General features: G+C 64.0%; 37 protein-coding genes. 30 read left to right on the plus strand and 7 right to left on the minus strand.

Features of this window, described 5'->3' with window-relative positions; translation table 11 throughout:
- Positions 1-59 precede the first annotated feature (59 nt).
- The 6 genes from nifE (at position 60) to fdxB (ending at position 4639) form a co-directional block, all read left to right on the plus strand.
- Complete coding sequence (nifE, locus tag V5F84_RS16360; protein WP_394046607.1) at positions 60-1736, plus strand: nitrogenase iron-molybdenum cofactor biosynthesis protein NifE; 1677 nt, start codon at positions 60-62, stop codon at positions 1734-1736.
- 9 nt (positions 1737-1745) lie between these two features.
- A complete protein-coding gene (gene nifN / locus V5F84_RS16365; protein ID WP_394046605.1) occupies positions 1746-3125 on the plus strand; it encodes a nitrogenase iron-molybdenum cofactor biosynthesis protein NifN in 1380 nt (459 codons plus the stop codon).
- 25 nt (positions 3126-3150) lie between these two features.
- The gene (nifX, locus tag V5F84_RS16370; RefSeq protein WP_394046603.1) at positions 3151-3546 is read left to right on the plus strand and encodes a nitrogen fixation protein NifX; all 396 of its coding nucleotides are present in this window, start codon (positions 3151-3153) and stop codon (positions 3544-3546) included.
- Positions 3547-3553: 7 nt separating this feature from the next.
- Complete coding sequence (locus tag V5F84_RS16375; RefSeq protein WP_394046601.1) at positions 3554-4021, plus strand: NifX-associated nitrogen fixation protein; 468 nt, start codon at positions 3554-3556, stop codon at positions 4019-4021.
- A gap of 8 nt (positions 4022-4029) precedes the next feature.
- Positions 4030-4230: a CCE_0567 family metalloprotein gene (locus V5F84_RS16380; protein WP_394046599.1), complete on the plus strand. Its 201-nt coding sequence runs from the start codon at positions 4030-4032 to the stop codon at positions 4228-4230.
- 109 nt (positions 4231-4339) lie between these two features.
- On the plus strand, positions 4340-4639 hold the full coding sequence (gene fdxB, locus V5F84_RS16385; RefSeq protein WP_394016303.1) for a ferredoxin III, nif-specific: 300 nt from the start codon (positions 4340-4342) through the stop codon (positions 4637-4639).
- A 238-nt stretch (positions 4640-4877) separates the two neighbouring features.
- On the opposite strand, the gene V5F84_RS16390 is transcribed toward fdxB, so the two are convergent.
- The 4 genes from V5F84_RS16390 to V5F84_RS16405 all read right to left on the minus strand — a co-directional run bounded on the left by V5F84_RS16390 (position 4878) and on the right by V5F84_RS16405 (position 6891).
- Positions 4878-5195, minus strand: a complete 318-nt coding sequence (locus V5F84_RS16390) for a hypothetical protein (protein WP_394046617.1) — start codon at positions 5193-5195, stop codon at positions 4878-4880.
- A complete protein-coding gene (locus V5F84_RS16395; protein ID WP_394046597.1) occupies positions 5189-5452 on the minus strand; it encodes a hypothetical protein in 264 nt (87 codons plus the stop codon). The genes V5F84_RS16390 and V5F84_RS16395 overlap by 7 nt, the downstream gene beginning before the upstream one ends.
- Positions 5453-5480: 28 nt before the next feature.
- A complete protein-coding gene (locus V5F84_RS16400) occupies positions 5481-6341 on the minus strand; it encodes a sulfurtransferase (RefSeq protein WP_394046595.1) in 861 nt (286 codons plus the stop codon).
- A 91-nt stretch (positions 6342-6432) separates the two neighbouring features.
- Entirely contained in the window at positions 6433-6891 is a 459-nt protein-coding gene (locus tag V5F84_RS16405) for a hypothetical protein (RefSeq protein WP_394046593.1), read from the minus strand.
- A 159-nt stretch (positions 6892-7050) separates the two neighbouring features.
- Here V5F84_RS16405 and V5F84_RS16410 point away from each other — a divergent pair, with 159 nt between their 5' ends.
- Positions 7051-8718 (plus strand): flavin monoamine oxidase family protein, encoded by a 1668-nt coding sequence (locus V5F84_RS16410; RefSeq protein WP_394046592.1) that lies wholly within the window; start codon positions 7051-7053, stop codon positions 8716-8718.
- Between the two features lie 11 nt (positions 8719-8729).
- Positions 8730-9140: a Rieske (2Fe-2S) protein gene (locus V5F84_RS16415; protein ID WP_394046615.1), complete on the plus strand. Its 411-nt coding sequence runs from the start codon at positions 8730-8732 to the stop codon at positions 9138-9140.
- A 30-nt stretch (positions 9141-9170) separates the two neighbouring features.
- On the opposite strand, the gene V5F84_RS16420 is transcribed toward V5F84_RS16415, so the two are convergent.
- Positions 9171-9779, minus strand: a complete 609-nt coding sequence (locus V5F84_RS16420; RefSeq protein WP_394046591.1) for a hypothetical protein — start codon at positions 9777-9779, stop codon at positions 9171-9173.
- Positions 9780-9929: 150 nt separating this feature from the next.
- Here V5F84_RS16420 and V5F84_RS16425 point away from each other — a divergent pair, with 150 nt between their 5' ends.
- The 18 genes from V5F84_RS16425 to V5F84_RS16510 all read left to right on the plus strand — a co-directional run bounded on the left by V5F84_RS16425 (position 9930) and on the right by V5F84_RS16510 (position 21635).
- A complete protein-coding gene (locus tag V5F84_RS16425; protein ID WP_394046590.1) occupies positions 9930-11627 on the plus strand; it encodes an AAA family ATPase in 1698 nt (565 codons plus the stop codon).
- Between the two features lie 209 nt (positions 11628-11836).
- Positions 11837-12157 (plus strand): HesB/IscA family protein, encoded by a 321-nt coding sequence (locus V5F84_RS16430; protein ID WP_348844637.1) that lies wholly within the window; start codon positions 11837-11839, stop codon positions 12155-12157.
- Between the two features lie 85 nt (positions 12158-12242).
- On the plus strand, positions 12243-12533 hold the full coding sequence (locus tag V5F84_RS16435) for a NifU family protein (protein ID WP_394046588.1): 291 nt from the start codon (positions 12243-12245) through the stop codon (positions 12531-12533).
- 72 nt (positions 12534-12605) lie between these two features.
- On the plus strand, positions 12606-13697 hold the full coding sequence (gene nifS, locus V5F84_RS16440) for a cysteine desulfurase NifS (RefSeq protein WP_509277216.1): 1092 nt from the start codon (positions 12606-12608) through the stop codon (positions 13695-13697).
- 55 nt (positions 13698-13752) lie between these two features.
- Positions 13753-13968, plus strand: a complete 216-nt coding sequence (nifT, locus tag V5F84_RS16445; protein WP_394046584.1) for a putative nitrogen fixation protein NifT — start codon at positions 13753-13755, stop codon at positions 13966-13968.
- A gap of 5 nt (positions 13969-13973) precedes the next feature.
- Positions 13974-14837 (plus strand): SIR2 family NAD-dependent protein deacylase, encoded by an 864-nt coding sequence (locus V5F84_RS16450; RefSeq protein ID WP_394046582.1) that lies wholly within the window; start codon positions 13974-13976, stop codon positions 14835-14837.
- Between the two features lie 281 nt (positions 14838-15118).
- Positions 15119-16681: a nitrogenase cofactor biosynthesis protein NifB gene (nifB, locus tag V5F84_RS16455; protein WP_394046580.1), complete on the plus strand. Its 1563-nt coding sequence runs from the start codon at positions 15119-15121 to the stop codon at positions 16679-16681.
- Between the two features lie 34 nt (positions 16682-16715).
- Positions 16716-16940 carry a YfhL family 4Fe-4S dicluster ferredoxin gene (locus V5F84_RS16460; RefSeq protein ID WP_348844631.1) on the plus strand — a complete coding sequence of 75 codons (225 nt, stop codon included), beginning with the start codon at positions 16716-16718 and terminating at the stop codon, positions 16938-16940.
- A gap of 11 nt (positions 16941-16951) precedes the next feature.
- Complete coding sequence (locus tag V5F84_RS16465) at positions 16952-17263, plus strand: HesB/IscA family protein (RefSeq protein ID WP_394046578.1); 312 nt, start codon at positions 16952-16954, stop codon at positions 17261-17263.
- Positions 17264-17294: 31 nt separating this feature from the next.
- Positions 17295-17834 (plus strand): hypothetical protein, encoded by a 540-nt coding sequence (locus V5F84_RS16470; RefSeq protein WP_394046576.1) that lies wholly within the window; start codon positions 17295-17297, stop codon positions 17832-17834.
- A complete protein-coding gene (locus V5F84_RS16475) occupies positions 17824-18597 on the plus strand; it encodes a 4Fe4S-binding leucine-rich repeat protein (protein WP_394046574.1) in 774 nt (257 codons plus the stop codon). Before V5F84_RS16470 ends, V5F84_RS16475 begins: the two co-directional genes overlap by 11 nt.
- The gene (locus tag V5F84_RS16480) at positions 18594-18914 is read left to right on the plus strand and encodes a nitrogen fixation protein NifZ (protein ID WP_394046572.1); all 321 of its coding nucleotides are present in this window, start codon (positions 18594-18596) and stop codon (positions 18912-18914) included. Before V5F84_RS16475 ends, V5F84_RS16480 begins: the two co-directional genes overlap by 4 nt.
- On the plus strand, positions 18911-19150 hold the full coding sequence (locus tag V5F84_RS16485; RefSeq protein ID WP_394046570.1) for a nitrogen fixation protein NifZ: 240 nt from the start codon (positions 18911-18913) through the stop codon (positions 19148-19150). Before V5F84_RS16480 ends, V5F84_RS16485 begins: the two co-directional genes overlap by 4 nt.
- A 15-nt stretch (positions 19151-19165) precedes the next feature.
- Positions 19166-19525: a DUF3024 domain-containing protein gene (locus V5F84_RS16490; RefSeq protein WP_394046568.1), complete on the plus strand. Its 360-nt coding sequence runs from the start codon at positions 19166-19168 to the stop codon at positions 19523-19525.
- A gap of 46 nt (positions 19526-19571) precedes the next feature.
- Positions 19572-19841 carry a DUF6129 family protein gene (locus V5F84_RS16495; protein WP_394046566.1) on the plus strand — a complete coding sequence of 90 codons (270 nt, stop codon included), beginning with the start codon at positions 19572-19574 and terminating at the stop codon, positions 19839-19841.
- Positions 19838-21040 (plus strand): DegT/DnrJ/EryC1/StrS family aminotransferase, encoded by a 1203-nt coding sequence (locus V5F84_RS16500; RefSeq protein WP_394046564.1) that lies wholly within the window; start codon positions 19838-19840, stop codon positions 21038-21040. Before V5F84_RS16495 ends, V5F84_RS16500 begins: the two co-directional genes overlap by 4 nt.
- Positions 21041-21096: 56 nt before the next feature.
- The gene (locus V5F84_RS16505; RefSeq protein ID WP_394046562.1) at positions 21097-21399 is read left to right on the plus strand and encodes a 2Fe-2S iron-sulfur cluster-binding protein; all 303 of its coding nucleotides are present in this window, start codon (positions 21097-21099) and stop codon (positions 21397-21399) included.
- 17 nt (positions 21400-21416) lie between these two features.
- A complete protein-coding gene (locus V5F84_RS16510; RefSeq protein ID WP_394046560.1) occupies positions 21417-21635 on the plus strand; it encodes a hypothetical protein in 219 nt (72 codons plus the stop codon).
- A gap of 59 nt (positions 21636-21694) precedes the next feature.
- On the opposite strand, the gene V5F84_RS16515 is transcribed toward V5F84_RS16510, so the two are convergent.
- Together V5F84_RS16515 and V5F84_RS16520 are read right to left on the minus strand one after the other, a co-directional pair.
- On the minus strand, positions 21695-21979 hold the full coding sequence (locus V5F84_RS16515) for an aldehyde dehydrogenase (RefSeq protein ID WP_394046558.1): 285 nt from the start codon (positions 21977-21979) through the stop codon (positions 21695-21697).
- A gap of 72 nt (positions 21980-22051) precedes the next feature.
- Positions 22052-22705, minus strand: coding sequence for a glutathione S-transferase family protein (locus V5F84_RS16520; RefSeq protein WP_394046613.1), 654 nt, complete (start codon positions 22703-22705; stop codon positions 22052-22054).
- Between the two features lie 161 nt (positions 22706-22866).
- Here V5F84_RS16520 and V5F84_RS16525 point away from each other — a divergent pair, with 161 nt between their 5' ends.
- The 4 genes from V5F84_RS16525 to V5F84_RS16540 are packed head-to-tail and all read left to right on the plus strand — an operon-like array spanning position 22867 to position 24216.
- Positions 22867-23175 (plus strand): hypothetical protein, encoded by a 309-nt coding sequence (locus tag V5F84_RS16525; RefSeq protein WP_394046556.1) that lies wholly within the window; start codon positions 22867-22869, stop codon positions 23173-23175.
- Positions 23176-23226: 51 nt separating this feature from the next.
- Complete coding sequence (locus V5F84_RS16530) at positions 23227-23685, plus strand: Rieske (2Fe-2S) protein (RefSeq protein ID WP_394046554.1); 459 nt, start codon at positions 23227-23229, stop codon at positions 23683-23685.
- Positions 23686-23707: 22 nt separating this feature from the next.
- The gene (locus V5F84_RS16535; RefSeq protein WP_394046552.1) at positions 23708-24052 is read left to right on the plus strand and encodes a DUF6156 family protein; all 345 of its coding nucleotides are present in this window, start codon (positions 23708-23710) and stop codon (positions 24050-24052) included.
- Positions 24049-24216 carry a hypothetical protein gene (locus V5F84_RS16540; protein ID WP_394046550.1) on the plus strand — a complete coding sequence of 56 codons (168 nt, stop codon included), beginning with the start codon at positions 24049-24051 and terminating at the stop codon, positions 24214-24216. The genes V5F84_RS16535 and V5F84_RS16540 overlap by 4 nt, the downstream gene beginning before the upstream one ends.
- Positions 24217-24230: the final 14 nt, after the last annotated feature.

Genomic DNA, 24230 nt, shown 5'->3' on the forward strand with positions numbered 1-24230 from the left:
TATTTACGACCCGATTGTTTGTTTCATTTCATCACCCGTTCCATGGATAGGAGATGCGCATGTCGTCGTTATCAGCCACGATCCAGGACGTCTTCAACGAGCCGGGGTGCGGCAAGAACGCGAACAAGTCCGAGGCCGAGCGCAAGAAGGGCTGCACCAAGCAATTGCAGCCTGGCGGGGCCGCCGGCGGCTGCGCCTTCGACGGCGCGAAGATCGCGCTCCAGCCGCTGACCGACGTCGCCCATCTGATCCATGGTCCCATCGCCTGCGAAGGCAATTCCTGGGACAATCGCGGGGCCAAATCCTCCGGCTCGAACATCTGGCGCACCGGCTTCACCACCGACATCAACGAGACCGATGTGGTGTTCGGCGGCGAGAAGCGCCTGTTCAAGGCGATCCGCGAAATCATCGAGAAATACGATCCCCCGGCGGTGTTCGTCTATCAAACCTGCGTGCCCGCCATGATTGGCGACGATATCAATGCGGTCTGCAAGGCGGCCAAGGAGAAGTTCGGCAAGCCGGTCATTCCGGTGAATTCGCCCGGCTTCGTCGGCCCCAAGAACCTCGGCAACAAGCTCGCGGGCGAAGCCCTGCTGGAGCATGTCATCGGCACCGAGGAGCCCGAATACACAACCCCTTATGACCTCAACATCATCGGCGAATACAATCTGGCCGGTGAATTGTGGCAGGTGAAGCCGCTGCTGGACGAACTGGGCATCCGCATCTTCTCCAGCATCTCCGGCGACGGGCGCTACAAGGAAGTGGCCTATTCCCATCGCGCCAAGGCGGCGATGATGGTGTGCTCGAAAGCCATGATCAATGTCGCCCGCAAGATGGAGGAGCGCTACGGCATCCCCTTCTTCGAGGGCTCCTTCTACGGCATCGAGGATTCCAGCGATTCCCTGCGCGAAATCGCCCGCATGCTGATCGAGCGCGGTGCGCCGGCGGAATTGATGGAACGCACCGAGGCGGTGATCGCCCGCGAGGAGGCCAAGGCCTGGGCGGCGATCGCGAGCTACAAGCCCCGCTTCAAGGGCAAGAAGGTGTTGCTCATCACCGGCGGCGTGAAATCCTGGTCGGTGGTGGCGGCCCTGCAGGAAGCCGGCCTTGAGCTGGTCGGCACCTCGGTGAAGAAGTCCACCAAGGAAGACAAGGAACGCATCAAGGAATTGATGGGCCAGGACGCCCATATGATCGACGACATGACGCCGCGCGAAATGTACAAGATGCTGAAGGACGCGAAAGCGGACATCATGCTCTCGGGCGGCCGCTCGCAATTCATCGCGCTGAAGGCCGCGATGCCGTGGCTCGACATCAACCAGGAGCGCCACCACGCCTATATGGGCTATGTGGGCATGGTGAAGCTGGTCGAGGAGATCGACAAGGCGCTCTACAATCCGGTGTGGGAACAGGTCCGCAAGGCGGCGCCCTGGGAAGTGGCCGGCACCAACTGGCAGGCCGTCGCCATGGCGCAGATGGACGCGGAAGCCGCCCTCCTCGCCGCCGATCCGGTCGCCGCCGAGGCCGCCCGCCGCGCGAAGAAGATCTGCAATTGCAAGTCGGTGGACCTCGGGACCATCGTGGATGCGATCGCAGCGCATGGGCTGGTGGACGTCGAGGGGGTGCGCTCCCACACCCATGCCTCCGGCGGCTGCGGGGCCTGTTCCGATCGCATCGAGGACATCCTCGCTGCGCGTGCCGTGCCGGCGGTCCCTGCCCTCCAGGCCGCGGAATAGGTCGGCGCCATGGCAATTGTCACACTTGGCAAGAAGGCCTGCGCGGTCAACCCGCTGAAGATGAGCCAGCCGATCGGCGGCGCGCTCGCCTTCATGGGACTGCGCGGCGCCATGCCTCTGCTCCACGGGTCCCAGGGCTGCACCTCGTTCGGCCTGGTGCTGTTTGTGCGGCACTTCAAGGAAGCCATCCCGATGCAGACCACCGCCATGAGCGAGGTGGCAACGGTGCTCGGGGGCTATGAGAATGTCGAACAGGCGGTGCTCAACATCCACAAGCGCACGAAGCCGGAGATCATCGGCATCTGCTCCACCGGCGTCACCGAGACCAAGGGCGACGACGTTGAGGGCTACATCAAGCTGATCCGGCAGAACCATCCGGAAGTTGCCAACCTGCCCATGGTCTATGTCTCCACCCCCGATTTCAAGGACGCGTTCCAGGACGGGTGGGAGAAGACCGTGGCGCGCATGGTGGAAGTGCTGGTGGAAGCACCCGCCAATGCCGCCCGGCGCGATCCGGCCCGGGTGAACGTTCTTCCCGGTTGCCATCTCACACCCGGCGACATCGAGGAAGTTCGTACCATCCTTGAGGATTTCGGGCTTGAACCCTCGTTCCTGCCGGATCTCGGCGGTTCGCTGGATGGGCATATCCCGGACGAATTCACACCCACCACCATCGGCGGCATCGGTGTGGATGAAGTCGCCACCATGGGCCAGGCCAGCTGGACCATCGCCATCGGTGCCCAGATGCGCCTCGCCGCCGAGGCGATGCACAAGAAGACCGGAACCCCGTTCCGGGTGTTCGAGCGCCTGTGCGGCCTCGGCCCGAACGACGCCTTCATCGCCTTCCTGAGCGAGATCAGCGGCCGCCCCGTGCCGCTGAAATATCGTCGCCAGCGCGGCCAGCTGGTCGATGCCATGCTGGACGCGCATTTCCATATCGGCGGGCGCAAGCTGGCGATCGGCGCCGAGCCGGATCTTCTGTTCGATCTCAGCTCCATGCTCCACGAGCTGGGCGCGCATGTCACGGCGGCGGTCACCACCACCCAGTCGCCGGTCCTTGCCCGGGTGGAGGCGCCCGAAGTCCTGATCGGCGACCTGGAGGACCTGGAAGCCCTCGCAAAGGCGAACGGGTGCGACCTGCTGGTGACCCATTCCCACGGCCGGCAAGCGGCCGAGCGGCTGCACATCCCCTTCTATCGCGCCGGCATGCCGATGTTTGATCGCCTCGGGGCGGGACATCAGTTGAGCGTCGGCTATCGCGGCACCCGCGACACGATCTTCCACATCAGCAATCTCATCATTGCCGACCATGAGGAAAATCACGAGCCCACGCCGGATACCTGGCGCGGGGAAGGCCATGCGGCGGGCCATGCCGCCGCAGCGCATTGATGCGAGAGCAGCAAAGGAAGATCCCATGAAGATCGCATTCGCAACCCAGGATCTGAAGCGGGTCGATGCTCATTTTGGCTGGGCCAAGAACATCGCGATCTATGAGATCGGTCCTGAGGGGCACCGCTTTCTCGAAGCCATTCAGTTCGATGGCGACCTGAAGGAAGACGGCAACGAGGACAAGCTGGCGCCGAAGATCGATGCCATCAAGGATTGCGCCATCCTCTATGTCGCGGCCATCGGCGGCTCCGGCGCGGCGCGCGTGGTCGCGAACAATATCCATCCCATGAAGGTGAACCAGCCGGAGGAAATCTCCGACCTTCTGGTGAAGCTGGAGGACGTGCTGAAGGGCAATCCTCCCCCCTGGCTGCGCAAGGCCCTGTCCAAGGGCCAGGAACGCACCTTCGACTTTGATGAATGAGGATCACATGGCCGAAACCGCAGAACTCGCCCCCACTACCGCCGCGGATGCTCCCTTCATCAAGGAATTGATCAAGGTGTGGCGCGCGCAGGATTCCCATGGCGCCTGGGACAACAAGGCCGATCTGGACCTGCTGGAACCCTACATCCTCGACAAGGAAGCGCGCCGCGCATTGCCGATCATCGGCGATCCCGATCCCGATACGCTCTGGCGCATGGAGCTGTTCTTCAATGCCGTCTGCCTCTCCATCGAGAAGGCGACCGGCGTGATGATCACGCCCATGATGAAGATGAGCCATGAGGGCTTCGGCCGCATGGTGCTGATCGGCGGCCGGCTGATCGTGGTGAACAAGCAATTGCGCGACGTGCACCGCTTCGGCTTCGATTCCCTCGCGAAATTGGCGGAGGAAGGCCAGAAGCACGTCAATGCCGGCATCGAAATGATCGAGAAATTCGAACCCGTCGCAAAATATTGAGGTGAGCCATGAGCGACCTGGAAAGCCTGAAGGCTGAAATCAAGAAGCTGTCGGCCAAGGCGACGGCCGCCAAGATGGATTTGCATGACCTGTCGGAGGAACTGCCGATCAGCTGGGAGACCATTCCCGAGGTCGCCAAGCGGGCCCACGAGGCCTTCGCCGAACTGGAGCAGAAGCGCGCCCAGTTGAAGGCGCTCGAGGCGGCCTGACGCGGGAGGGGGGCATCCCCCTGCGACTTGCCTGCACGCTCGCGCAAAAACCCTTTCGGCGCCGGTCACGGAGCGGCGCCGTCGGCCTCATCCGAAAATCGAGAGCATCATGTCAAACGCAACCCGCGACGGCCGCGCCTGGCAGCCGGAATATCTCCTGGCCATCGACGCCAAGAAGTGCATCGGCTGCGGCCGCTGCTACAAGGTGTGCGGCCGGGATGTGATGACCTTGAAAGGCATCAACGAGGACGGCGAATTCATCAGCCTCGATGACGACGAGGATGATGAGGTCGAGAAGAAGATCATGGTGATGAACGATGATGGCGCCTGCATCGGCTGCGGGGCCTGCGCGCGCGTCTGCCCCACCAATTGCCAGACCCACGGAGCGGAAAAGGCGGAAGCCGCCTGAGCAACCGCCCGAGGACATCCGCGCATCCGCCGGTTCGACACGAGCTGGCGGCGCGTGGCATTCCGGTCCATCGGTGGCGATACCCGGCCGGCTTCATGCACCACGGCTTGGCGGGATCTCACTGATCCGGCCCGTTATTTCGTGCATCCTGAAAAACTTGAACGCAATCGGCGGCGGCCGTCACTCCAATCGGGTGAATCGCCGCCGCCGGTTCATTCGCGCGTTGTTTCAAAAGAACTTATTCGATGCCCTGTTCGCGGGCCTTCCACATGGCGGCGATGCGGAAGCGCTCGTTGATCGCCGCCGGACTTGCCAGGATTTCCGCCTCCGCCTCGGCGAATGCCGCCACCACCTTGTCGGCCTCCGCCCGCGTCAGGGGCAAGCGCCCCGCCACATGGGTCGCATCCGGAACCGCGGCGAGGATCGCGCGCCGGTTCGGATGATCCTTCACCTCGATCAGCTCGAAGGCTTCAAGGGCGCCGTCGAGGCAGATGGCGAGCCCGATCACCTCCAGCTTCCGTCCATCCTGTGTGGTCTTGATGAGGGTGGTCATGATCTGCCTTCCTCTTCTGTCGCAAGCCAGCTGTAGCCGCCTTGATCCCAGAGCTGGGCCAGGGCCTGGTCGGCCTTCCAGCCGGGGAACTGCTGCTGCACCGTGTCGAAATCGCTCTGGAAGCGGGCCGCGTCGTCTCCGGCGAGATGGGCGACCATGTGCTCGGTCTTGAACCGCAACACGAAGGACGCGCCATCCCCGCAGAGCTGATATTCCTCGCCTTCCAGGATGACGCCGGCGGCGACCGTCTGCTCGCTCATGCGCGTGGTCTCCTTCTGGTGCCGCAGGTCACGCGGCCACCGCCGCCGGGGTGTCCTCGGCGCCGCCCCATTCCGCCCAGGAGCCGTCATAGACGGCGGCCGAGGGATGGCCGATCGCGTAGAGCCCGAGCGCCAGCACGCAGGAAGAAATGCCCGATGCGCAGGTGGTGACGATGGGACGGCCGAGATCGATTCCAGCGGCGGCGAACCGCGCCGCGAGGGCTTCCCGCGCCAGCAGCGCGCCGGTTTCGGGATGGATCAGATCGGCCCAGGGAAGGTTGATGGCATTGGGAATATGGCCCTGCTTTTTCACCGGGAAGACATCTTCCTGGGTCCCCGCGAATTTCGCCGGGCCGCGCGCGTCGATGAGCTGCTCCGCTCCGCTCGCCAGGTTGTCCTGGATCTGGCGCATGCTCCGCACCAGTTCGGGGCGGAACCTTGCCTCGAAGACGCGGGGCTCGGGGCGGACCGGCGACATTTCCGTCGGCAGCTTCTCCTTCACCCATTTGCCGAAGCCGCCGTCCAGCATCGCCACATTCTCGTGGCCGAACGCACGGAACATCCACCAGGCCCGCCCCGCCGCAGAGCCGCCGTACAGACGGTCATAGACCACGACGCGATCGCCGGGTCCCACGCCCATGAGCCCCACCTTCTTGGCGAAATCGGCGGCGCTCGGCAGCATGTGCGGCAGCGGGCTGGATGTATCCGCCACGTGATCGATGTCGAAATGGACGGAGCCCGGAAGGTGACGTCCGCGATATTGCGTCCGCCCGTCAAGGTTTGTGCTGGTGTGATGCCAAGTGCAATCCAGGATCCGAAGGTCCGGATCCGCAAGATGCGCCGCAAGCCATTCGGTGGTTACAAGTCCTTCAGGATTTTCCGAGCTCATGCACTTGATCTCCCTGTCGGAAAGCCGACCCACTGTCGCGAATTAGACACCGGGCCCCCGTGCCCGGTGTCCGATCATCTCGGCGCCTTCCTCACAGCACGCGCGGCATCGCATAGCCGGGCTGGGGCCGCGCGTCGTAATAGTCCGGCCGCTCCGGCCAGCCGCCCTCGGCGATGAATTTGAAATGGACGACCCGCACCGGGGCGCCCACCGAGCAGGACACTTCGGCGAACTTGATCTCGCGATTTCCAGGCCCCGCCGAGAAGTCCGCGACGACCTTCCCGTCCGCCGTGCGCGCACGGGCGAAGCCCGGGGTCCCGACCGTGACCGCGGGCACGGCACTCGCGACGAACAAAGGCGTTTCCACGCCGTCCTCCTCGGGGCCGAAGGCCGGGGCGGCGAAAGTGAAGGTCGCCAGGATGCCGCTGCGCTCCACCGGCCGGTCGGCGGTGAGCGGCCGAGCGACGGAATAGATGGTCAAAGTTCCGCCGGCGAGAAGCGCCTTCAGCTCTTCCAGGGAGGTTTGGGTAAATTCTTTTGCAACGTTCATGTCAGTCTCCAAACATTGGCCGGTTGGGGAATGACAGATCAATTTCTGTGCCAATTGCCCCGCCATCCCCGCGGGGCGGGAGATCGCGCGAACCACCTCCGGGAAGTTTGCGCGAATCTTGCAGGACCGTCCTTAGAGACGAACAGACGTAGGCAGGCCATGCTGGACACGGCGATTATCGGAGGCGGGCTATGCGGCCTCGCCCTGGCGCGGAGCCTCTCCCGACACGGCCGGCCGGCCGCGCTCTTCGAGGCGCGATCACGGCTCGGCGGGCGCATCCTGACGGTGGAGGACGGCGCGAGCGGCCTCGCCCTCGATCTCGGTCCCACCTGGTTCTGGCCGCAGAGCCAGCCCCTGGTCGCCGGCCTCATCGCCGAGACCGGCCTTGCCCATATCCCCCAGCATGACAACGGCGTCGTGCTGCATCTGCGCGATCCGGACAAGCGGGCGGAGGAAATGGCGGATCGGAAGGTGCACGGGGATGCGCGGCGCCTCGAAGCCGGCATGGGGCAGCTGGCGGACGCCCTCGCCCGGGACCTGCCGCCGGAACGGACCTATCTCGGCCACGTGCTCACCCGCGTGATGGACCAGGGGGATCATGTCACCCTTGCCTTTCGCGTCGGCGACCACACCGTCTCTCTGGAGGCCCGGCACGTGGTCCTTGCCCTGCCGCCACGGCTGCTGGACGAGACCGTGACATTCGAGCCGGAGCTCAGCGCCGCGGTCCGCGACGCCATGCGGGGGACCGAAACCTGGATGGCGGCGCGGGCGAAGGTGATGGTCGCCTATCCCTCGGCCGCCTGGCGCGATGCCGGCCTTTCCGGCAACGCCTTCGTCACGCACGAGCAGGCGGTGATCGGCGAAGTGTTCGACGCCTGCGACGGCACGGCGGAAAGAGCCGCGCTCGGCGGCTTTCTCGCGCTGACGCCGCACTTGCGCGAAGCTTTCAGCGTCGGCCTGCCCATGCTGATGGACAATCAATTGGTACAAGTGTTCGGCGCAGGCGCCGAGGGCGGCACACAATATTACCAGGATTGGGCGACCGAGCCCTTCACATGCAGCAGCCGTGACCGGGACGCGACGATCGGCACCCATTCCGACACGGGTAATCCGCTTCTGCGCCGCCCGCTGTGGGGCGGCCGGCTCCATATTGGCGGATCGGAGACGGCCGCGCAGGGCGCCGGCTATCTGGAAGGGGCGCTGGATGCCGCCCGGCGCATCGAGCGCGCCCTGACCCAGGCCTGGGCCGCGCAGAGCACCCGTGAGCTCTCCGAGGGACCTGTCGCCCAAGCTCCGGGCGGCGACGCGCATGATTCGGCGCTCGCCGCCTGGCGCGCCTGGGTGGCGCTTCAAGGCGAAGCCGCATTCGACGATTACCGGCGGCGCCTCACCCACGCTCTCGCCACCCAGCAGCGCGACCAGATCACCCAGCGCGCGATCCTCGCCGCGGCGGAAGCAACCTTTGCCCGTGCGCTGATGAAGCTGGACGAACTCCCACTCGACCGGACGACCGCGCATGTCGAGCGCGGACGGTCCAGCCTCACGCCGCTGATTCAGCAACCCTTTGGCGCTTTCATGCAGTCGCTCATGGATGATGTGATCGCCTTCAACCGCACATCCTGCGCCTTATCGAATTTTCCTGACGAACATCAATTATCGAAGGCCTATGTGCAGGCCATCCTGCGGGACATTGCGGCGGCGTGGCAGGAATTCTCGCTCGCCGCCAATCGCGTGCTGCTCCCGAAGGCGCCCCCGGCACACGGCCCGGCGGCGGACCTGCGGCGGGACCTGCGCGCCAACCTGCAAGCACCGGGAATTTCCTCATGAGCGAGCCCAACATGACCGAGAACGTGGCCTACGCCATCTGTAGCATGAGCGACATTCCGAGCCAGAGGGCCGCCGGCTTCCATCTGATGATCGTCGGCGACGACGGCGCTCCCAAACCCTGGCCCATTATCGTGGTGCGATGGGGGCGCCAGGTGTTCGGCTATGTCAACAAATGCCCCCATGACGGGGTGAATCTCGACTGGGAACGCAACCAGTTCCTGGACCCGAACGGCATCCGCCTCATGTGCGGAAAGCACGGTGCGCTGTTCGAGCTGGGCACCGGCACATGCGTGGAAGGCCCCTGCAAGGGCAAGGGCCTTATCCCGGTGGCGCTGAGCGTCATCGACAACGACATCTGCGTGACCGGCGTCACCCTCGTGGAGGAGGATGACGAGGTCGCGGCCGATGAAGCGCAGGCCTGACAGCGGGCAGGCCTGGCAAAAGCCGGCCCGTCAGACGGGCCGGTTCTCGTTGCGGTTCTTCACCGGCTCCATGCGGGCGACGCCTTCCTCGAAGGTGATCGGCGTATAGGCTTCGTTGAAGCCGATCGCCGCATCGAGCAGGTGGTCGAGTTTGCCGGCCGTATCGAGCTTCTTCACATCATTCTTGTCGATGCTCATCAGGTCCATCATCTCCTTCCACACCGTCGATTCATCGCACGGCAGGACGAAGAACGGGATGCCATCGATCACGACCTTGTATTTGGCAAGAAGATCAATGTTGTTGGCGAAGATGAAATAGGTCCCGGTCGGGCTCAAAAGCCCCTTCAGCACCTCGGCGGCGACCGAGAGATAGGCGAAGGAATGAATATAGCCCACCAGGATCGGAATGGTCGGCTCGCCCGCCTGGACAACGGTCAGGACCTGTTCGATGGAGAAATCCGGCGGGCGCTTTTCGTCCGCGACCTGGGCCTGGAACTTCAGCGCGATATCGCCGCGAAAGCCAAACCGGCCCGGCTTTTTCGTCGGCGCCTTGAGAACCGCATTGAGCAGCCGTCCCTCCCGATCAAGCCGGGCCAGCGCGGTCTCCTCGATCGTGATCGTCTTCTCAAGCGTCGTCATGGATGAATCCCCGGTTTTCAAAGGCGTTTGCGGCGCCCGCGCGCCGACCGGGAAGCCCGATGCAAATAGCCTGCCGCTTCCCTGCTGGCGTGAACCGTGCATGCGAGAGAGGTACGCACCTGCGCGCCCCTTTCAAACCGACACACCGCAATGAAGCTGCAAATCGAACGTCCCTATATCGAGGCGATGGTCGCGCGCTTTCCAGCCTTGGCGCCGCTCACGGAGCAGTTGCGCTTCGGCGAGAAGATCGAGGTCGCCTTCACCCACCTTTCAGAGCCGGAGCTGGACTTCCTGCAACACCTGTATCGGGGCGCCGGCCCGCAGATGCAGACGCGGGTGGCACAGATCGCGACCCTGCAACGGGCGTTCAGCGACAAAAGTGTCAGGTTTGCTGCGAACGATCTGGAATCCGTCCTGCCCGCCATCGCGCGCTACCTCATCTCCGACGCGATCCACGGCTGGATGTTCACCGCCAGCGTCGCCAGCCGGCCGCTGCCCTATGTGGTGACGCGCCTGGACTACACGCCGCCCTCCAATGACGAGACCGGGCGTGTCTTCGTCGAGCTGAAGGCGAACGCAAAGGGCGCCGTCACCTCCACCACACTGCGCATCTCCGGCGGTGAGATCGCGGGTAAGACGGTGGCGGAAATCTTCGCCGCCAAGGGATTCCTGAAGGAGACGCGGGAGCTGATCGCGGCCTATGAGGACACCGAGGCGCGCTATTTCGCCTGGCGTGGGCGCTATGGCGCGCAATTCTCCGGCCGGGGCACCGGCTTCTATACCGACGACCCCAATTCCTCGCACCGCGATACCGACTGGTCCCGCAAGGATGTGGTCGTGCTGTCCTCCGGCGGCGGTGCCGCGCGGCTGGTGAACGACGAAAGCATCCTCACCGCCCGCGCCCTGACCCTTGAGGTCACCGGCGACATCCTCGGCCAATATCTGCGCAAGGCGGCGAAGAGCAATCTCTATGATGCCGAGGAAGAAGTGGAGGAATCGAAGGCCGCGATCCGCCCGGGCCTGTTCAGCCGGATTCCGATCCATCCCTACATCCTCATGTTCCACCTCGACCTGCATCATTATCTGTGGGTGCATGTGGAGGACATGGAGCCCTATGCCTACCAGCCGAACCTAAGAGAAAAGCTGGTTCTGCCCGAAGAACAGACCGACCTCATCGACATCCTGACCGCCGAAATGGACGTGCTCATGGATGACATCGTCGCGGGAAAGTCCGGCGGCACCACCGTGCTGTGCGCGGGTCCGCCAGGCGTCGGCAAGACGCTCACCGCCGAGGTTTACGCCGAGATCATCCAGCGGCCGCTCTACCGGGTGCATTCCGGCCAGCTGGGCCTGAATGCGGCAGCCATGGAAAGCGCGCTGAAGGACACGCTGACCCGCGCCCAGCGCTGGGGCGCGGTGATGCTGATCGACGAGGCCGACGTCTACATCAAGCGGAGGGAAGACGACATCGCCATGAATGCCGTCGTCGGCGTGTTCCTGCGGGTGTTGGAATATTTCAACGGCCTGCTGTTCCTCACCACCAATCGCATCGACGATATCGACGAGGCGATCGTCTCGCGCTGCATCGCCCTCATCAAGTTCCACGCCCCCGACAGCGCCGCGCGCCGCCGGATCTGGGGCGTGATGAGCGAGCAGTTCGCCCTCTCGCTCGACACGCCAATGCTCGATGCTCTGGTGGACACGTTTCCGACCACCACGGGGCGCGACATCAAGGGCCTCGCGAAGCTGGTCGCGAAATATTGCCGCCACAAGCGCGTGCCGCCGACGCTGGACGTGTTTGAGCGGTGCGCGATCTTTCGCGGAATCGATCTCGGGCGCGCGGCCTGACGTCGCCCTCGTCCAATGGCCCGACAAAGCGCTGCGGACGCCGGCAAAGCACGTCCGCTTTCGAACGCCATGCCCTCTGTCGCAAAGCCGACACGCGTCGCAAACCACACAGCCCGATCGCAACAAAATCGTTTTATTTCAAACCCTTATCTGATGGCACGGGACTTGCTGAAATCACAGCAGACAGGTCCAATCAGTGAGGGCGGACAATGATCAATCTGACGGATAGTGCTGTGAATGCGGTGCGGACGGCCATGACCTCGGCCGCCGAGCCCGCCAGCGGCTTGCGCATCCAGGTCGAGGCGGGCGGCTGCGCCGGCTACAAATACCAGATGGGCCTCGTGGCCGAGGGCGATCCCGACGACACCGTGATCGAACGCAACGGCGTCAAGGTGTTCGTGGACAACAAGAGCCACGAATATCTGGCCGGCACCACCATCGACTTCGTTGTGGCCCTGGAAGGCTCGGGCTTCACCTTCGAGAATCCCAACGCCAAGTCCAGCTGCTCCTGCGGCAAATCCTTCGGCTGACGTCGATCCCTCCGATCATCGGCATGCGCTTCGCCCACCGCGCGCGCATGCCGGTTTCCGCAGAACTCTACTCCAGGAGAACGTCATGCTGGCCGAAACCGAGAATGTGCAGGCTCCCCCCGCCGAAGACAGCGAACGCGTGCGGATCATCAAGGCGGTGATCGAAGAGGTGCGCCCGAACCTTCAGCGCGATGGCGGCGATTGCGAGTTGCTGTCGATCGAGGGCAACAAGGTGATGGTGCGGCTCACCGGCGCCTGCGTGTTCTGCAAGCTCGCCAGCATGACGCTCGAGGGCATCCAATCCAAGGTGGTTGAGCGCCTGGGCGAGCTGGTGCGCATCGTCCCGGTAGCCGGCGCGGCGAAGGCACGGCACTGAAAGAGACATCCGGTGCCAATCTATCTCGATAACAATGCGACAACCCGCACCGACCCGGCCGTCGTCGCGTCGATGTTGCCGTATTTCACCGAGCAGTTTGGCAATGCCTCCTCCGCCCATGCCTTCGGCAGCGAGGTCGCAACCGGGGTGAAGGCCGCCCGCAAGAGCCTTCAGGCGTTGCTCGGAGCGGCTTTCGACCATGAAATCGTGTTCACCTCGGGTGGCACCGAGTCCGACAATACTGCCATCCTGTCCGCACTCGATGTGCAAGAGGGACGCGACGAGATCGTCACCTCCGCGGTCGAGCATCCCGCGATCCTCGCGCTCATCGAACATCTTCAGGCGACGCGGGGGATCAAGGCCCACCTCATCGGCGTCGATGCCAGCGGACGGCTGGACCTCGACGCCTATCGCGCCGCGCTCGGGCCGCGCACCGCGCTCGCCTCCGTGATGTGGGCCAATAACGAGACCGGCACACTGTTTCCGGTCGCCCACCTCGCCGAACTCGCCCACGCCGCCGGCGCCCTGTTTCATACCGACGCGGTGCAGGCCATCGGCAAGGTTCCGGTCGACCTCCAGGCGACGCAAATCGACATGCTGTCGCTTTCCGGGCACAAGCTGCACGGCCCCAAGGGCATCGGCGCGCTCTATGTGCGCAAGGGCACGAAATTCAGCCCGCTGGTGCGGGGCGGCCCGCAGGAGCGCCGGCGCCGCGGCGGCACCGAGAACGTGCCGGGCATCATCGGTCTCGGCAAGGCGGCCGAACTCGCCCTGGCCCATCTCGCGGCCGACCAGGATGGCGTGGGCGACCTGCGCAACCGGCTGGAACACAGCGTGGTGCAGCAGATCGGCCATTGCCTGGTGCTGGGCGACCGCGACAACCGCTTGCCGAATACATCGAACGTGGCGTTCGAGCATCTCGAAGGCGAGGCCATCCTTCACCACCTCAACCGCGCCGGCATCGCCGCCTCGCTGGGTTCGGCCTGCTCTTCGGGCTCCATGGAGCCCTCGCATGTGCTGCGCGCCATGGGCGTGCCGCCGGCCGCCCTGCGCGGCGCCATTCGCTTTTCGTTCTCGCGTGAAAATACGGTCGATGAAGTTGACCGGGTTTTGCAGGTGCTGCCCGAGATCATCACGAAACTCCGGACATTGTCACCCACCTGACAATGGAGCGGCACGTCTACACCGGAACACACGTCCCCATTCACGGAGCTTTACTATGAAGATCATGATCCGTCGCTCGCCTGAGACCGGCTTGTCCATCTACGTGCCCAAGAAGGATCTGGAGGAGCCGATCGTCGAAAGCGAACACGAGTCGCTCTGGGGCGGCTGGATCAAGATCGCGAACGGCTGGGTGCTCGACCTGCCGGAGATGGCGCCGGAAACCACGCTGCCGATCACCATCAATGCGCGCAAGCGCGGCGAAGAAGGCTGAAACCGATGAATGCCCCCATCCCCCACATGGATTTCACCAACGCCGCCGATGCCGAGGCGGTGCTGGCCAAGGTCGCCGAAGACTTGCGCGGGGGGCGGGTCGTCCCCTATCTGGGGCCCGGCCTGACGGAGCTGTCACAGCCCGCCATCCCCATGAATCCGGAGGCCTTGGCGGCCTTCTTCGCCACCAAGGTGGCGCTGCCCCGCCGCGCCAAGGGCAATGCCTGGGCCTCCGCCCAGCATATCGAGAGCATGAAGCATCGCTCCACCGTCACGGCGCTGATGACCGAGGCTTTCAGCCCGCCGGTGGAGCCCACGGCGCTGCATCGCTACCTTGCCACCTTGCCTCTGCCGATGATCGTCGACACCTGGTACGACGGCGCCATGCGCACGGCATTGGCGGAGCGCTCGGACTGGGGCGAGGTGCAGGGCATCACACGCGCCGGCATCGGCGAAGACCGCTGGTATCACTTCTATGATGCCGGTGGCGCGGAATCCGAGCGGGCCGCGGCCCCCGGCTGGACGACGCTGCTCTACAAGCCGCACGGCTCCATCGCGCCGGCCAGGAACTTCCTGATCTCCGACGCGGATTATGTGGAAGTCCTGACAGAAATCGACATCCAGACGCCCATTCCCGACGTCGTGAAGGATCGGCGCACGCAGCGCAATTTCCTGTTCATCGGCTGCCGGTTCAACGACCAGCTGCTGCGGACCTATGCGCGCCAGATTTCCAAGCGCTCGGGGGCGCAGCATTTCGTGATCGTCGAGCCGCAGACCCTCTCCAAGAACGAGACGCGCTTTTTCATCTCCCAGGGCCTCACCCCCATCGCCCTGCCGCTGGAGCGCGCCGTGGAGATTCTGCGCGGCTGAGCTGCCTATGCTGACGTTCGATGTCCATCGGAGCGCCTCGGCGCTCCGATCTTTTTTGAGCATCCCTCGACACAAACGGCCGCCGCCCCTGCGCCGCGGTATCTGTAATCTTTCCAACATACCGCCAAAGCTTTCGTCGACACATGTTCGCAAGGCGACAGAGCAGGATCGTCGACAAGAAATTGATATTGCTCAAATTCATGTATTTTCAGGCGCTGGCACGCGAGTTGCTCATATCTCCCCAGGACAGTTTCAAGTTTGGCCAGCAACGGGGAACGGACATGCACGCATTAGCACAGCACGAAGGCGCATCGGCCGGAAGCGTCGCGAATGTCAGCGAAGTCATGCAGGCGATTGCGGAGCACAAGGGCTGCGGCACGTCGGGCGGCAGCGGCAAGGCGAGCTGCGGCTCCGCCGCCGGCCAGGGCGACCTGCCGACCGAGATCTGGGAGAAGGTGAAGAACCACCCCTGCTACAGTGAGGAAGCCCACCACCATTACGCCCGCATGCACGTGGCCGTGGCGCCCGCCTGCAACATCCAGTGCAATTATTGCAATCGCAAATATGACTGCGCCAACGAATCCCGCCCCGGCGTGGTGAGCGAGAAGCTGACCCCCGAGCAGGCCGCCAAGAAGGTGCTCGCCGTCGCCTCCACCATCCCGCAGATGACGGTGCTCGGCATTGCAGGTCCCGGCGATCCGCTCGCCAATCCGGAGAAGACCTTCAAGACCTTCGAGCTGATCTCGAAGACCGCGCCGGACATCAAGCTCTGCCTCTCCACCAACGGGCTCACCCTGCCCGATCATGTGGACACCATCGCCGGCTTCAACGTCGATCACGTCACCATCACCATCAATATGGTGGACCCGGAGATCGGCGCGAAGATCTATCCCTGGGTGTTCTGGAAGCACAAGCGCTACACCGGCGTGGAGGCCGCCAAGCTGCTCACCGACCGACAGTTGCTGGGCCTGGAAATGCTGACCGAGCGCGGCATCCTGTGCAAGGTCAATTCGGTGATGATCCCGGGCATCAACGATAAGCACCTGGTCGAGGTGAACAAGGCCGTGAAGTCGCGCGGCGCGTTCCTGCACAACATCATGCCCCTCATCTCGGCGCCCGAGCACGGCACCGTGTTCGGCCTCACGGGCCAGCGCGGCCCCACGGCTCAGGAGCTGAAGGCCCTGCAGGACAGCTGCGAGGGCGAGATGAACATGATGCGCCATTGCCGCCAGTGCCGCGCCGATGCGGTGGGCCTGCTGGGCGAGGATCGCAGCGCCGAATTCACCACCGACAAGATCATGGCGATGGAAGTGAATTACGACCTCGACAGCCGCAAGGCCTACCAGGCCATGGTGGAAGAGGAGCGCGTCGCCAAGGTCGCCGCAAAGCAGGAGGAGCTGACGACGCTCGCCGGCGAGCAGAGCGATATCAAGCTGCTGGTGGCGGTCGCGACCAAGGGCTCCGGCCTCATCAACGAGCATTTCGGCCATGCGAAGGAGTTCCAGGTTTACGAACTCTCCACCGCCGGCGCAAAATTCGTCGGCCACCGCCGCGTCGACCTCTATTGCCAGGGCGGCTACGGCGACGAGGACAGCCTGGAAACCGTGATCCGCGCCATCAACGACTGCCATGCGGTGTTCGTGGCCAAGATCGGCGGCTGCCCCAAGGGCGATTTGCAGAAGGCGGGCATCGATCCCGTGGACCAGTACGCCCACGAATTCATCGAGAAGTCGGCCATCGCCTGGTTCAAGGCCTATCTCGACAAGGTGAACAGCGGCGAGATCGAGCATGTCGAGCGCGGCGACGCCGAGATCCGCCAGGGCGCACTCATCACCGCCGCCTGATCTCTCGAATACTAATGAAGTCCAGGAGTAGACGATGGCCCTGAAGATCATTGCCTCGCAATGTACGAGTTGCTCTGCCTGCGAGCCGGAATGCCCCAATGTGGCGATCCGGGAGAAGAACGGAACCTTCGTGATCGATCCCAAGAAGTGCACCGAATGCATCGGCCACTTCGACTCGCCGCAATGCACCGCGGTGTGCCCGGTCGACGACACCTGCGTCATCGACACCTCCTATCCCCGCTACCAAGCTCCGGCGTGAGGCGACCAGCCATGAACTTCACCATCACCCCGGCGGCTGAAAAATTCGTCCGCCTCATGCTGCGCGCCGACGGCGGCGCCACCAGTGGCTTCCGCCTGGCGGTGACACCCGGCGGCTGCTCGGGTCTCTCGGCCGATATCGCCGTGCTGCCCGCGCCGCCGGCCGGCGACGCCATCGTCGAACGCAACGGCGTGCGCTTCTTCCTGCCCGCCGAGAGCCGGCTTCTCCTGGACGGCGTTACCATCGACTTCGCCGATACGCCCGCCCAGACCGGGCTCGTGTTTCGCGATCCCAAGGCCCGTTCGTGCAGCTCGCACGGTTGAGCCGAAGCCACACGAGGGCGGGGTCCCAGCCATGACGCAGACCGCACGTTTGGACATGGCGGGCCCCGGCCTCGACGACGGCCTGCTGGCGGCAGCGCTCCTTGGAGAAGGTTTGCCGCCGGCGGCCGAGGCGCTTCTCACGCAAGCGGGCCGTTCTTATCATCTGGATGAGGTCGCGGAGCGCCATCTGCGCGAAGCGGAGGCGCTCGCTCCGGGCCATGCCGCGGTACTGATCGGCCTCTATCGCTTTTATTTCTACAAGGGGCGACTTGCGGAGGCGCTCGAAGTGGCGAAGCAATGCCTGGAAAAGGCGGCGCGCGAGAACAAGCTCGCCCCGCGCTGGCAGGATGTAAGCGCGGGCGATGCCGAATTTGGCCGCTACGACGCCATGCTGCCGCGCTTCTACCTCTTCACCCTCAAGGGCTACGCCTATCTCCAGATGCGCCTCGGCGCGCTGGACGAGGGCCGCGCCGCCGTCACCAAGCTGATCCAGCTGGACCCCAGCGACAAGGTTGGCGCGAAAGTATTGCTCGACGTTCTCGAACGCATTGGGCAAGACGATGATGGATGAAATCGACGAAGCCCGCGATTGGCAGGGCAACGAAATCGATTGCGCCGCTTGCGCGCACCAGGATCTGCTCAATGCCGGCCTCTGCCGGCTGAAGCATGCCTGCGTGCACGACCGCTACGCGCGGCGCATCGATCGCTTCTTCAATTGGAATCCGAGCCTCTCCAACAGCTATATCGCCCATCCCCATTTCGAGGTGCGGGCGATCTCGGCCAAGCACGCGAGCCCGTTCGTGCTCCAGCCGCTGCTGGACGACCCCGAGGAGACCGTACGCTGGAACGCGGCGCGGCGGCTGCCCAAGCGGCTGATCCTGCGCCTGCGGCACGACCCGCATCGCGAGGTGCGCATCCGCATCGTCTCGCTGCTCGACGACGCCGAACTGATCCCGATGATGACGGACCCGGACTATTACGTGCGCCTGGTCATCGCCCGGCGGGTCGCCGCGCCGCTGCTGGCGCGGATGATCCAGGATCCCGAGGTGGAGGTGCGCAAGATCGTGGCGCAGCGCCTGCCGCGCGACTGGCTGTTGCAGATGGTGGACGATGCCGACGCGGCGGTGCGGCTGGAAATTGCCCAACGCCTCTCGCCGGATCTGCTGGCGCGCCTGCGGCACGATCCCGACTGGCGCGTGCGCTACGAGGTGGCGCGCCAGATCGCGGTTGAAGACATCGCCGAGCTTGCCGACGACGCGGATGCGTTCGTCCAGGACATGGCGCGCTCGCGGACGTTGAACAGCCTGGGTCGATCAATGGAGCATCCGCGATGAGCAATATTGTTCGCGACAGCGACGTCGTCGAAATCACAGCGCCTCCCTATTTTTCCTTCGGCGAGAAGGTGAAGGCGAAGCGGACCATCCGCAACGACGGCACGTATGCGGGGAAGGAAATCGGCGACATCCTGGCCAAGAAAGGCGAGGAAGGGTACGTGGTCAGCATCGGCACCTTCCTCCAGCAATTCTACATCTACGGCGTCGAATTCATGGAGAGCGGCAATCGCGTCGGCATGAAGAAGAAGGAGCTGGAGCCGGTTCTTTCCCGCGACGACATGGCGGACATTCCCCTGCCCGGAGGACCCACAGCGTGATCGAACCCAGGCTTCCGAAATACCAATGGGGACAGCGCGTGAAGGCGACCATCGACCTTCACAACGACGGCTCGTTTCCCGCCGCCCCGCTGGAGGCGCTGCTGGTGGCCACCGGCGCGACCGGCGAAATTGTCCAGGTCGGCACACACACTGAGGCGAACATGCCAATCTATCTCGTCGAATTCGGCGAGCATCTGGTGATCGGCTGTCTCGAAGAAGAAATCGTTCCGCTCTAGAGCATGAGCTGGGCCATGAATTCGGCGACGCTAAAATCTCCGGCGGCACCCCCATCGGCGCATCCGAACGAGCTGGATCGCCGCCGCATCGCGCGCGGCATCAAGGCGCGGCGGCGTTACCGCTATGTGGAGCCGAGCGTGGGTGACGTGGACGGCGGGTATCTCATCTCCAGCCCCTGCTGCTCGCGGAACATCGATGCCGAGGGCGGGATCATCGACGTCGCCCTGCTGCTGTTCGAGCCGCAGAACGCCACTTGGCGCCTGTTCTGGAAGAACCACAAGAGCGGGACATGGGAGCTTCATAGCGTTCATGCCCGTCTCGGCTCGCTCCTGGACCAATTGAACCTCGATGATGAGCGCACGTTCTGGCAATGATCTTGCATAGATAAAATTGTCAGATCTCCTACACAGGATCCCGGACATGGCGTTGAAAGCGGACGACTTGACGAAGATCGACCAGATACTTTCGGCCGTGGAGACGGATGCGAGCGTATTCGCGGATCTGCGCAAGCAGTTTCCCCATTTGTCCTGGACCCGGTGCGATGCGTCGGATGTGACCGAGGCCCCGTTCCGGATCTATCCGAAGTTCGAAGTCCACCTGCTGGATGCGGCCGACCATTGCGTCCTGATCACGGCCGACCCGGAGCGCGCCACCGGCATCGTGCTCGCAGCCCGAAAGACGACGCCATGAACGACGCCGCCCTTTTCGAAAACACCGAAGATCTCGCGGTCGCCGACCAAGATGAGGCGGAGCTGATCCCGCTCTCCGATCCGGACATCACGCTTGCGGAGATCGAGGCGGTCGATACCGCCATGCGGGCGCCGCGGCTGTCCGCCGGCCCGGGCGCGAGCGCTTTCGAGGATGCCTTCGCCGCCTATCTCGGCCGCAAATATGCGATCGCGGTTCCGAGCGGCACCATCGGGCTGCTGCTTGCGCTGAAGGCCGCGGGCATCGGGCCGGGCGCCGAGGTGATCGCCTCGTCCTATTCGTTCCGCGAGACCGCCCACGCCATCAGCCTCGCGGGCGCGCGCCCGGTGTTCGCCGACATCGATTATTGGGCCGGGACGCTCGCGCCGGAAAAGGCCGAAGCGAAAGTCACACCCAACACGCGCGCCATTATCGCCGCCAACACCAACGGCCACCCCGCCGCCTGGGAGGGCCTGCGCACGCTCGCGCAGCGCCATGACCTTGTCCTGCTGGAAGATTCCACCGAGGCCATCGGCTCGCGCTACCAGGGCAGGCTGGTGGGCACCTTCGGCGACATGTCCGTGTTCGATTTCGCGCAGCCCTCGGCCCTCACCTGCGGCGAAGGCGGAATGCTGGTGACCGACGACATCGATCTTGCGGTGACCGCACGCCGGCATCGCGCGCATGGGCTGGAGGAGCGCGGCTCCGTGGTGGTCGGCGGCTCGGCGCCCTATCAGGCGAACATGAGCGACATCTCCGCTGCGCTCGGCCTGGCGCAGCTGAAGCGCATCGACGAAATCCTCGAGCGGCGGCGGCTGATCGAGCATCTCTACTACAAGCATGTCGCCTCGTTCGAGGGCATCAAGGATCCCTATGTGGGGCCGGATGTCACGGAAGTGAACTGGTTCCTCTATCTCGTGCATTTGGGAAACCGCTTCTCGCGCTCCAGCCGCGACGCCATTGTCGAAGACCTGCGGGTGGAGGACGTGGAGGCCGCCGGATACTGCAATCCGCTTCATCTGCAGCGCCATTATCTGGACATGGGCTATCGCCGTGGCGACCTTCTGGTGACCGAGAAGCTTGCCGACCGGGCGGTCGCCCTGCCCTTCCATACCCATCTCACCGAAGATCAGATCGAATTCATCGTTGCGACGATGAAGGATGCCTCCATCAATGTGGGTGCCGGAGCGGCGATCTACTGACCTTCGATTGAGACTCACAGTTCTAATGTCGCGAAATCAAGCTTAGGAGAGAAGGAATGACCACGCTTACCGTTATGCCCTCCGGCAAGTCGTTCGACGTCGCGGAAGGCTCCACTGTGCTGGCGGCGCTGCTGGGCGCGGAAATCGGCATCCCGCACAAGTGCGAAGGCAAGGCGAGCTGCGGAAGCTGCCACATCTTCGTCCTGGAAGGCCGCAAGGGCCTGTCCAAGATCGCCCGCGAGGAGAATGAGCGCCTCGATGCCATCGTCGGCGTCAGCTCCAAGTCGCGCCTCGCCTGCCAGGCGAAGGTGCTCGGCACGGAGAATATCAAGATCGAGCTGCTCGGCTTCGATTCCTGACCGGCAAGGAGGAAACAATGGAAATCGTCATGATCCATGCCCGCTTCGTGCCGAACGGCTCGGTGGTGGAGATCAGCGAGCGCCCGGCCGGCCTGACCCCGCAGGACTGGTTCAATCTGCTGAGCGATCGCGCCGGCGATGTCTATCAGGCATTCTCCGGCGGGCGGGGCGTATTCCGCATCGAGAAGGCCAAGCTCGAAACCCTTAAGGCGGAAGCAACCGCCAGCGCGGCCTGAAGGCGACAAGGCTGATCCCGGACGGGATCAGCCTTCGCCGCGGCAAGTCTGATCCAGGCTCATTTCAGAAACCGGTCCTGGAACAGGGCCATTTTCTCCGCCGTATCAAGACCGCCCTGCACCGGCCAGCGATGATCGAAGAAAAACGTCTTCACGTCGCGGGTCCTGTCCTTGCCGTTGATGTACCAGCGCTCGACCCCGTCGGGCCCGATGATCGCCGGGCCATCCACGCGGTGGACCACATCGCCGTCGAGCCAGAGTTTCGTATCGCCGTAGAGATAGATTCCGGCTTTGCGGGACATGTCGTCCTGATTGCGCTCTTCCACAACAAACATCTGGCTCATGACGATCCCTCAAAGCCGTGCGTGGCCTGCTGTAGCGATGCAAGATCCGTGCGCGCGCCTCCCGCAGGGCCATCATGCCGCCCCGGCGGCCGCGCCCTGGCCCAGCACCGCGGTGTTGTACCCCTCCTCGCGCAGCACCCGGTGCACGGCGGGCCGCGCCAGCATCCGTCGGTAATGGGCGAGCAGATTGTCCGGCAGGGCGATGCCGGTCTTCTCGGCCCAGAATTCCACATAGAACAGCACCGGATCCGCGGCCGAGAAGGCTCCGGCAAGATAAGGCCCGGAGCCGATCGCCGCATCCAGAACCTCAAACCCCTTGCGTACGATGTCCCGGCCGAGTTCGCGGACGCGTTCGTGTTCCGTGGCCTCCCGCGCAAAGGTGGAGGTTGCGAAGATGCGCGCGAAACCCTGGCCGTGGATCGTTCCCACCACATAGGCCATGGCTTCCACGAGCCGCGTCTGAAGCTCCACATCGTCCGGCCAGAGCTTCGCGCGCGGCCGGCTGCGGGCAAGCCAATAGGCAATGGCCTGAACCTCGGTGAGCGCCGAGCCATCCGCACGCACAAGGGTTGGAATTGTCGATTTTAGGTTGATCGCGACATAGCCCGGCTTGAAATGATCGCCGGCGGGGAGGTTCACGACCGAGACCTCGAACACCTCCTCCAGCTCTTCGAGCAGGATGTGAATGCCCGTGGAGCAAGATCCCGGCGTCATATAAAACTTCATCAGGGCCATGGTTCATCCTCGCCATGTCGGGAAGCCGGCAAGGCGGACGCCTGCGGGCTTCTCACGGCATGCTTCATGCAAATATCGGGGCATTCCCCCGTGCAGGAGCCACTTGTGCGGAATGTGGGACCGGGAGCGTCGCGTTTGCGACAGAGACGAGCATGCCCCTCGACCTGAAGACACACTGGACCACCGCCGACGTCAGCGCCTTGCTGGCTTCCGTCGCCGATGACCGCAGCTGGCGGCTGGAGGTTTCCTCGGACGGCATCGCGCAGCTTAACGATCTGACCGTGGTGCCCGATGCGGCCTATGAAGATCAGTTGCACTGCTTCTTCGAGATCTGGGATGAAGGCACCGATTTTGTCGGGCCCGGCGCGGCCTCCGACACCGCCTTGTGCCGCAAGCTGGAACGCCTGCTGCGCGAGAATTATCCGGTGCTTCAGGGGGCGCGGACCCTGTCCGCCATCTAACGCAAAGCGCGCCGTGGCCCTGCCATGGCGAGGGAATGCAGGGGCTTGCCGATGTCTCCAGGGGAAATCCAGGTTTTCGTCATTTGCCCGGCGTCGAGGATCGCGCCGGGCGGGGTGACATCGTTCCGCCTGTCGCGCGTCGTCGAAACCGGAGAGAACCGCGAGACCCGGCCGTTCCCCATCTTCATCGTGCGCACATTGACCAATGATTATTTCGGCTATTCCAACGTCTGCCCGCACGAAGGCCGCTGGCTGAATATCGGCTCGGGTGAATTCTTCACGCCCGACGGGGAATTCCTGCGCTGCGGACGGCACGGCGCAACCTTTGAGATCGATACTGGCGTCTGCGTGAAGGGTCCCTGCAAAGGCAAGAATCTGGAGCCCCTCGCGCTGGCCGTGGTGGATGGGGACGTGTGCGTGTGCGGCATCGAGCTGGTAGAGGAGGACGGCTTTCCCGATCCCTTCAGCGACCTCGATGAGACCATGGAAATCATGATCCACCCGGAATGACGGGCGGCGGGAGAACAAGCCCATGGCGGAGCCGGCCGAAGAATATTGTCGCTTCTTTGTCTCCTATACCGGGGTGAAACTGCCCTTCACCCTGGTCAACGCCATCGAGGCGGATGCGCTGTCCAACCGCAACACGTTCATCCGCGCCTATTTCGATCCCGCAGGCGTGCTGCGCGGCTTCGACAAGATGGTTTATGGCGAAGTGGAACTCTCCCATCGCTATGCCTACCACTCCAACGGGCGGTTAAAGCGCGCCGAGATCGTGATGCTGGACGAGGAGCCGGCCGCGCTGAGCTTCGACGAGACCGGCGCGCCACGTTCCGATGCGGATCTTCCGGCCGAAAAAAAGGGATGCGGATCGCCATGACAGTTGCCCAATTGCTCGACGCGCTCATGCAGATGCCGAAGGACGCGGTGGTGCTGATGGAGACCGACGGCGGCCTCTCGCGCGTCGACGCGCTGGATTTCGTGGAAGATCACGGCCCGGGTGCCCCGGCGGAGGTCATCTTGCTTCCGAGCATGGATGAATAGAGCCGGGCGGGGCG

The sequence above is a fragment of the Roseixanthobacter liquoris genome (genome assembly GCF_043195135.2).
In the GTDB taxonomy this organism is placed as follows: Bacteria; Pseudomonadota; Alphaproteobacteria; order Rhizobiales; family Xanthobacteraceae; genus NCEH01.

What these genes read in the sequence shown, in the direction of transcription:
- V5F84_RS16430 (WP_348844637.1), top strand. Translation starts at nt 11,837, where the DNA reads ATGATCAATCTGACGGATAGTGCTGTGAATGCGGTGCGGACGGCCATG.
- V5F84_RS16500 (WP_394046564.1), top strand. Translation starts at nt 19,838, where the DNA reads ATGAACGACGCCGCCCTTTTCGAAAACACCGAAGATCTCGCGGTCGCC.
- V5F84_RS16470 (WP_394046576.1), top strand. Translation starts at nt 17,295, where the DNA reads ATGACGCAGACCGCACGTTTGGACATGGCGGGCCCCGGCCTCGACGAC.
- fdxB (WP_394016303.1), top strand. Translation starts at nt 4,340, where the DNA reads ATGTCAAACGCAACCCGCGACGGCCGCGCCTGGCAGCCGGAATATCTC.
- V5F84_RS16530 (WP_394046554.1), top strand. Translation starts at nt 23,227, where the DNA reads ATGTCTCCAGGGGAAATCCAGGTTTTCGTCATTTGCCCGGCGTCGAGG.
- V5F84_RS16525 (WP_394046556.1), top strand. Translation starts at nt 22,867, where the DNA reads ATGCCCCTCGACCTGAAGACACACTGGACCACCGCCGACGTCAGCGCC.
- V5F84_RS16520 (WP_394046613.1), bottom strand. Translation starts at nt 22,705, where the DNA reads ATGAAGTTTTATATGACGCCGGGATCTTGCTCCACGGGCATTCACATC.
- V5F84_RS16375 (WP_394046601.1), top strand. Translation starts at nt 3,554, where the DNA reads ATGGCCGAAACCGCAGAACTCGCCCCCACTACCGCCGCGGATGCTCCC.
- V5F84_RS16465 (WP_394046578.1), top strand. Translation starts at nt 16,952, where the DNA reads ATGAACTTCACCATCACCCCGGCGGCTGAAAAATTCGTCCGCCTCATG.
- V5F84_RS16420 (WP_394046591.1), bottom strand. Translation starts at nt 9,779, where the DNA reads ATGACGACGCTTGAGAAGACGATCACGATCGAGGAGACCGCGCTGGCC.
- V5F84_RS16425 (WP_394046590.1), top strand. Translation starts at nt 9,930, where the DNA reads ATGAAGCTGCAAATCGAACGTCCCTATATCGAGGCGATGGTCGCGCGC.
- nifT (WP_394046584.1), top strand. Translation starts at nt 13,753, where the DNA reads ATGAAGATCATGATCCGTCGCTCGCCTGAGACCGGCTTGTCCATCTAC.
- V5F84_RS16475 (WP_394046574.1), top strand. Translation starts at nt 17,824, where the DNA reads ATGATGGATGAAATCGACGAAGCCCGCGATTGGCAGGGCAACGAAATC.
- V5F84_RS16460 (WP_348844631.1), top strand. Translation starts at nt 16,716, where the DNA reads ATGGCCCTGAAGATCATTGCCTCGCAATGTACGAGTTGCTCTGCCTGC.
- V5F84_RS16410 (WP_394046592.1), top strand. Translation starts at nt 7,051, where the DNA reads ATGCTGGACACGGCGATTATCGGAGGCGGGCTATGCGGCCTCGCCCTG.
- nifE (WP_394046607.1), top strand. Translation starts at nt 60, where the DNA reads ATGTCGTCGTTATCAGCCACGATCCAGGACGTCTTCAACGAGCCGGGG.
- V5F84_RS16395 (WP_394046597.1), bottom strand. Translation starts at nt 5,452, where the DNA reads ATGAGCGAGCAGACGGTCGCCGCCGGCGTCATCCTGGAAGGCGAGGAA.
- V5F84_RS16380 (WP_394046599.1), top strand. Translation starts at nt 4,030, where the DNA reads ATGAGCGACCTGGAAAGCCTGAAGGCTGAAATCAAGAAGCTGTCGGCC.
- V5F84_RS16515 (WP_394046558.1), bottom strand. Translation starts at nt 21,979, where the DNA reads ATGAGCCAGATGTTTGTTGTGGAAGAGCGCAATCAGGACGACATGTCC.
- V5F84_RS16495 (WP_394046566.1), top strand. Translation starts at nt 19,572, where the DNA reads ATGGCGTTGAAAGCGGACGACTTGACGAAGATCGACCAGATACTTTCG.
- V5F84_RS16415 (WP_394046615.1), top strand. Translation starts at nt 8,730, where the DNA reads ATGACCGAGAACGTGGCCTACGCCATCTGTAGCATGAGCGACATTCCG.
- V5F84_RS16490 (WP_394046568.1), top strand. Translation starts at nt 19,166, where the DNA reads ATGAATTCGGCGACGCTAAAATCTCCGGCGGCACCCCCATCGGCGCAT.
- nifX (WP_394046603.1), top strand. Translation starts at nt 3,151, where the DNA reads ATGAAGATCGCATTCGCAACCCAGGATCTGAAGCGGGTCGATGCTCAT.
- V5F84_RS16535 (WP_394046552.1), top strand. Translation starts at nt 23,708, where the DNA reads ATGGCGGAGCCGGCCGAAGAATATTGTCGCTTCTTTGTCTCCTATACC.
- nifN (WP_394046605.1), top strand. Translation starts at nt 1,746, where the DNA reads ATGGCAATTGTCACACTTGGCAAGAAGGCCTGCGCGGTCAACCCGCTG.
- V5F84_RS16510 (WP_394046560.1), top strand. Translation starts at nt 21,417, where the DNA reads ATGGAAATCGTCATGATCCATGCCCGCTTCGTGCCGAACGGCTCGGTG.
- V5F84_RS16400 (WP_394046595.1), bottom strand. Translation starts at nt 6,341, where the DNA reads ATGAGCTCGGAAAATCCTGAAGGACTTGTAACCACCGAATGGCTTGCG.
- V5F84_RS16405 (WP_394046593.1), bottom strand. Translation starts at nt 6,891, where the DNA reads ATGAACGTTGCAAAAGAATTTACCCAAACCTCCCTGGAAGAGCTGAAG.
- V5F84_RS16505 (WP_394046562.1), top strand. Translation starts at nt 21,097, where the DNA reads ATGACCACGCTTACCGTTATGCCCTCCGGCAAGTCGTTCGACGTCGCG.
- nifB (WP_394046580.1), top strand. Translation starts at nt 15,119, where the DNA reads ATGCACGCATTAGCACAGCACGAAGGCGCATCGGCCGGAAGCGTCGCG.
- V5F84_RS16540 (WP_394046550.1), top strand. Translation starts at nt 24,049, where the DNA reads ATGACAGTTGCCCAATTGCTCGACGCGCTCATGCAGATGCCGAAGGAC.
- V5F84_RS16435 (WP_394046588.1), top strand. Translation starts at nt 12,243, where the DNA reads ATGCTGGCCGAAACCGAGAATGTGCAGGCTCCCCCCGCCGAAGACAGC.
- V5F84_RS16480 (WP_394046572.1), top strand. Translation starts at nt 18,594, where the DNA reads ATGAGCAATATTGTTCGCGACAGCGACGTCGTCGAAATCACAGCGCCT.
- V5F84_RS16450 (WP_394046582.1), top strand. Translation starts at nt 13,974, where the DNA reads ATGAATGCCCCCATCCCCCACATGGATTTCACCAACGCCGCCGATGCC.
- nifS (WP_509277216.1), top strand. Translation starts at nt 12,606, where the DNA reads ATGTTGCCGTATTTCACCGAGCAGTTTGGCAATGCCTCCTCCGCCCAT.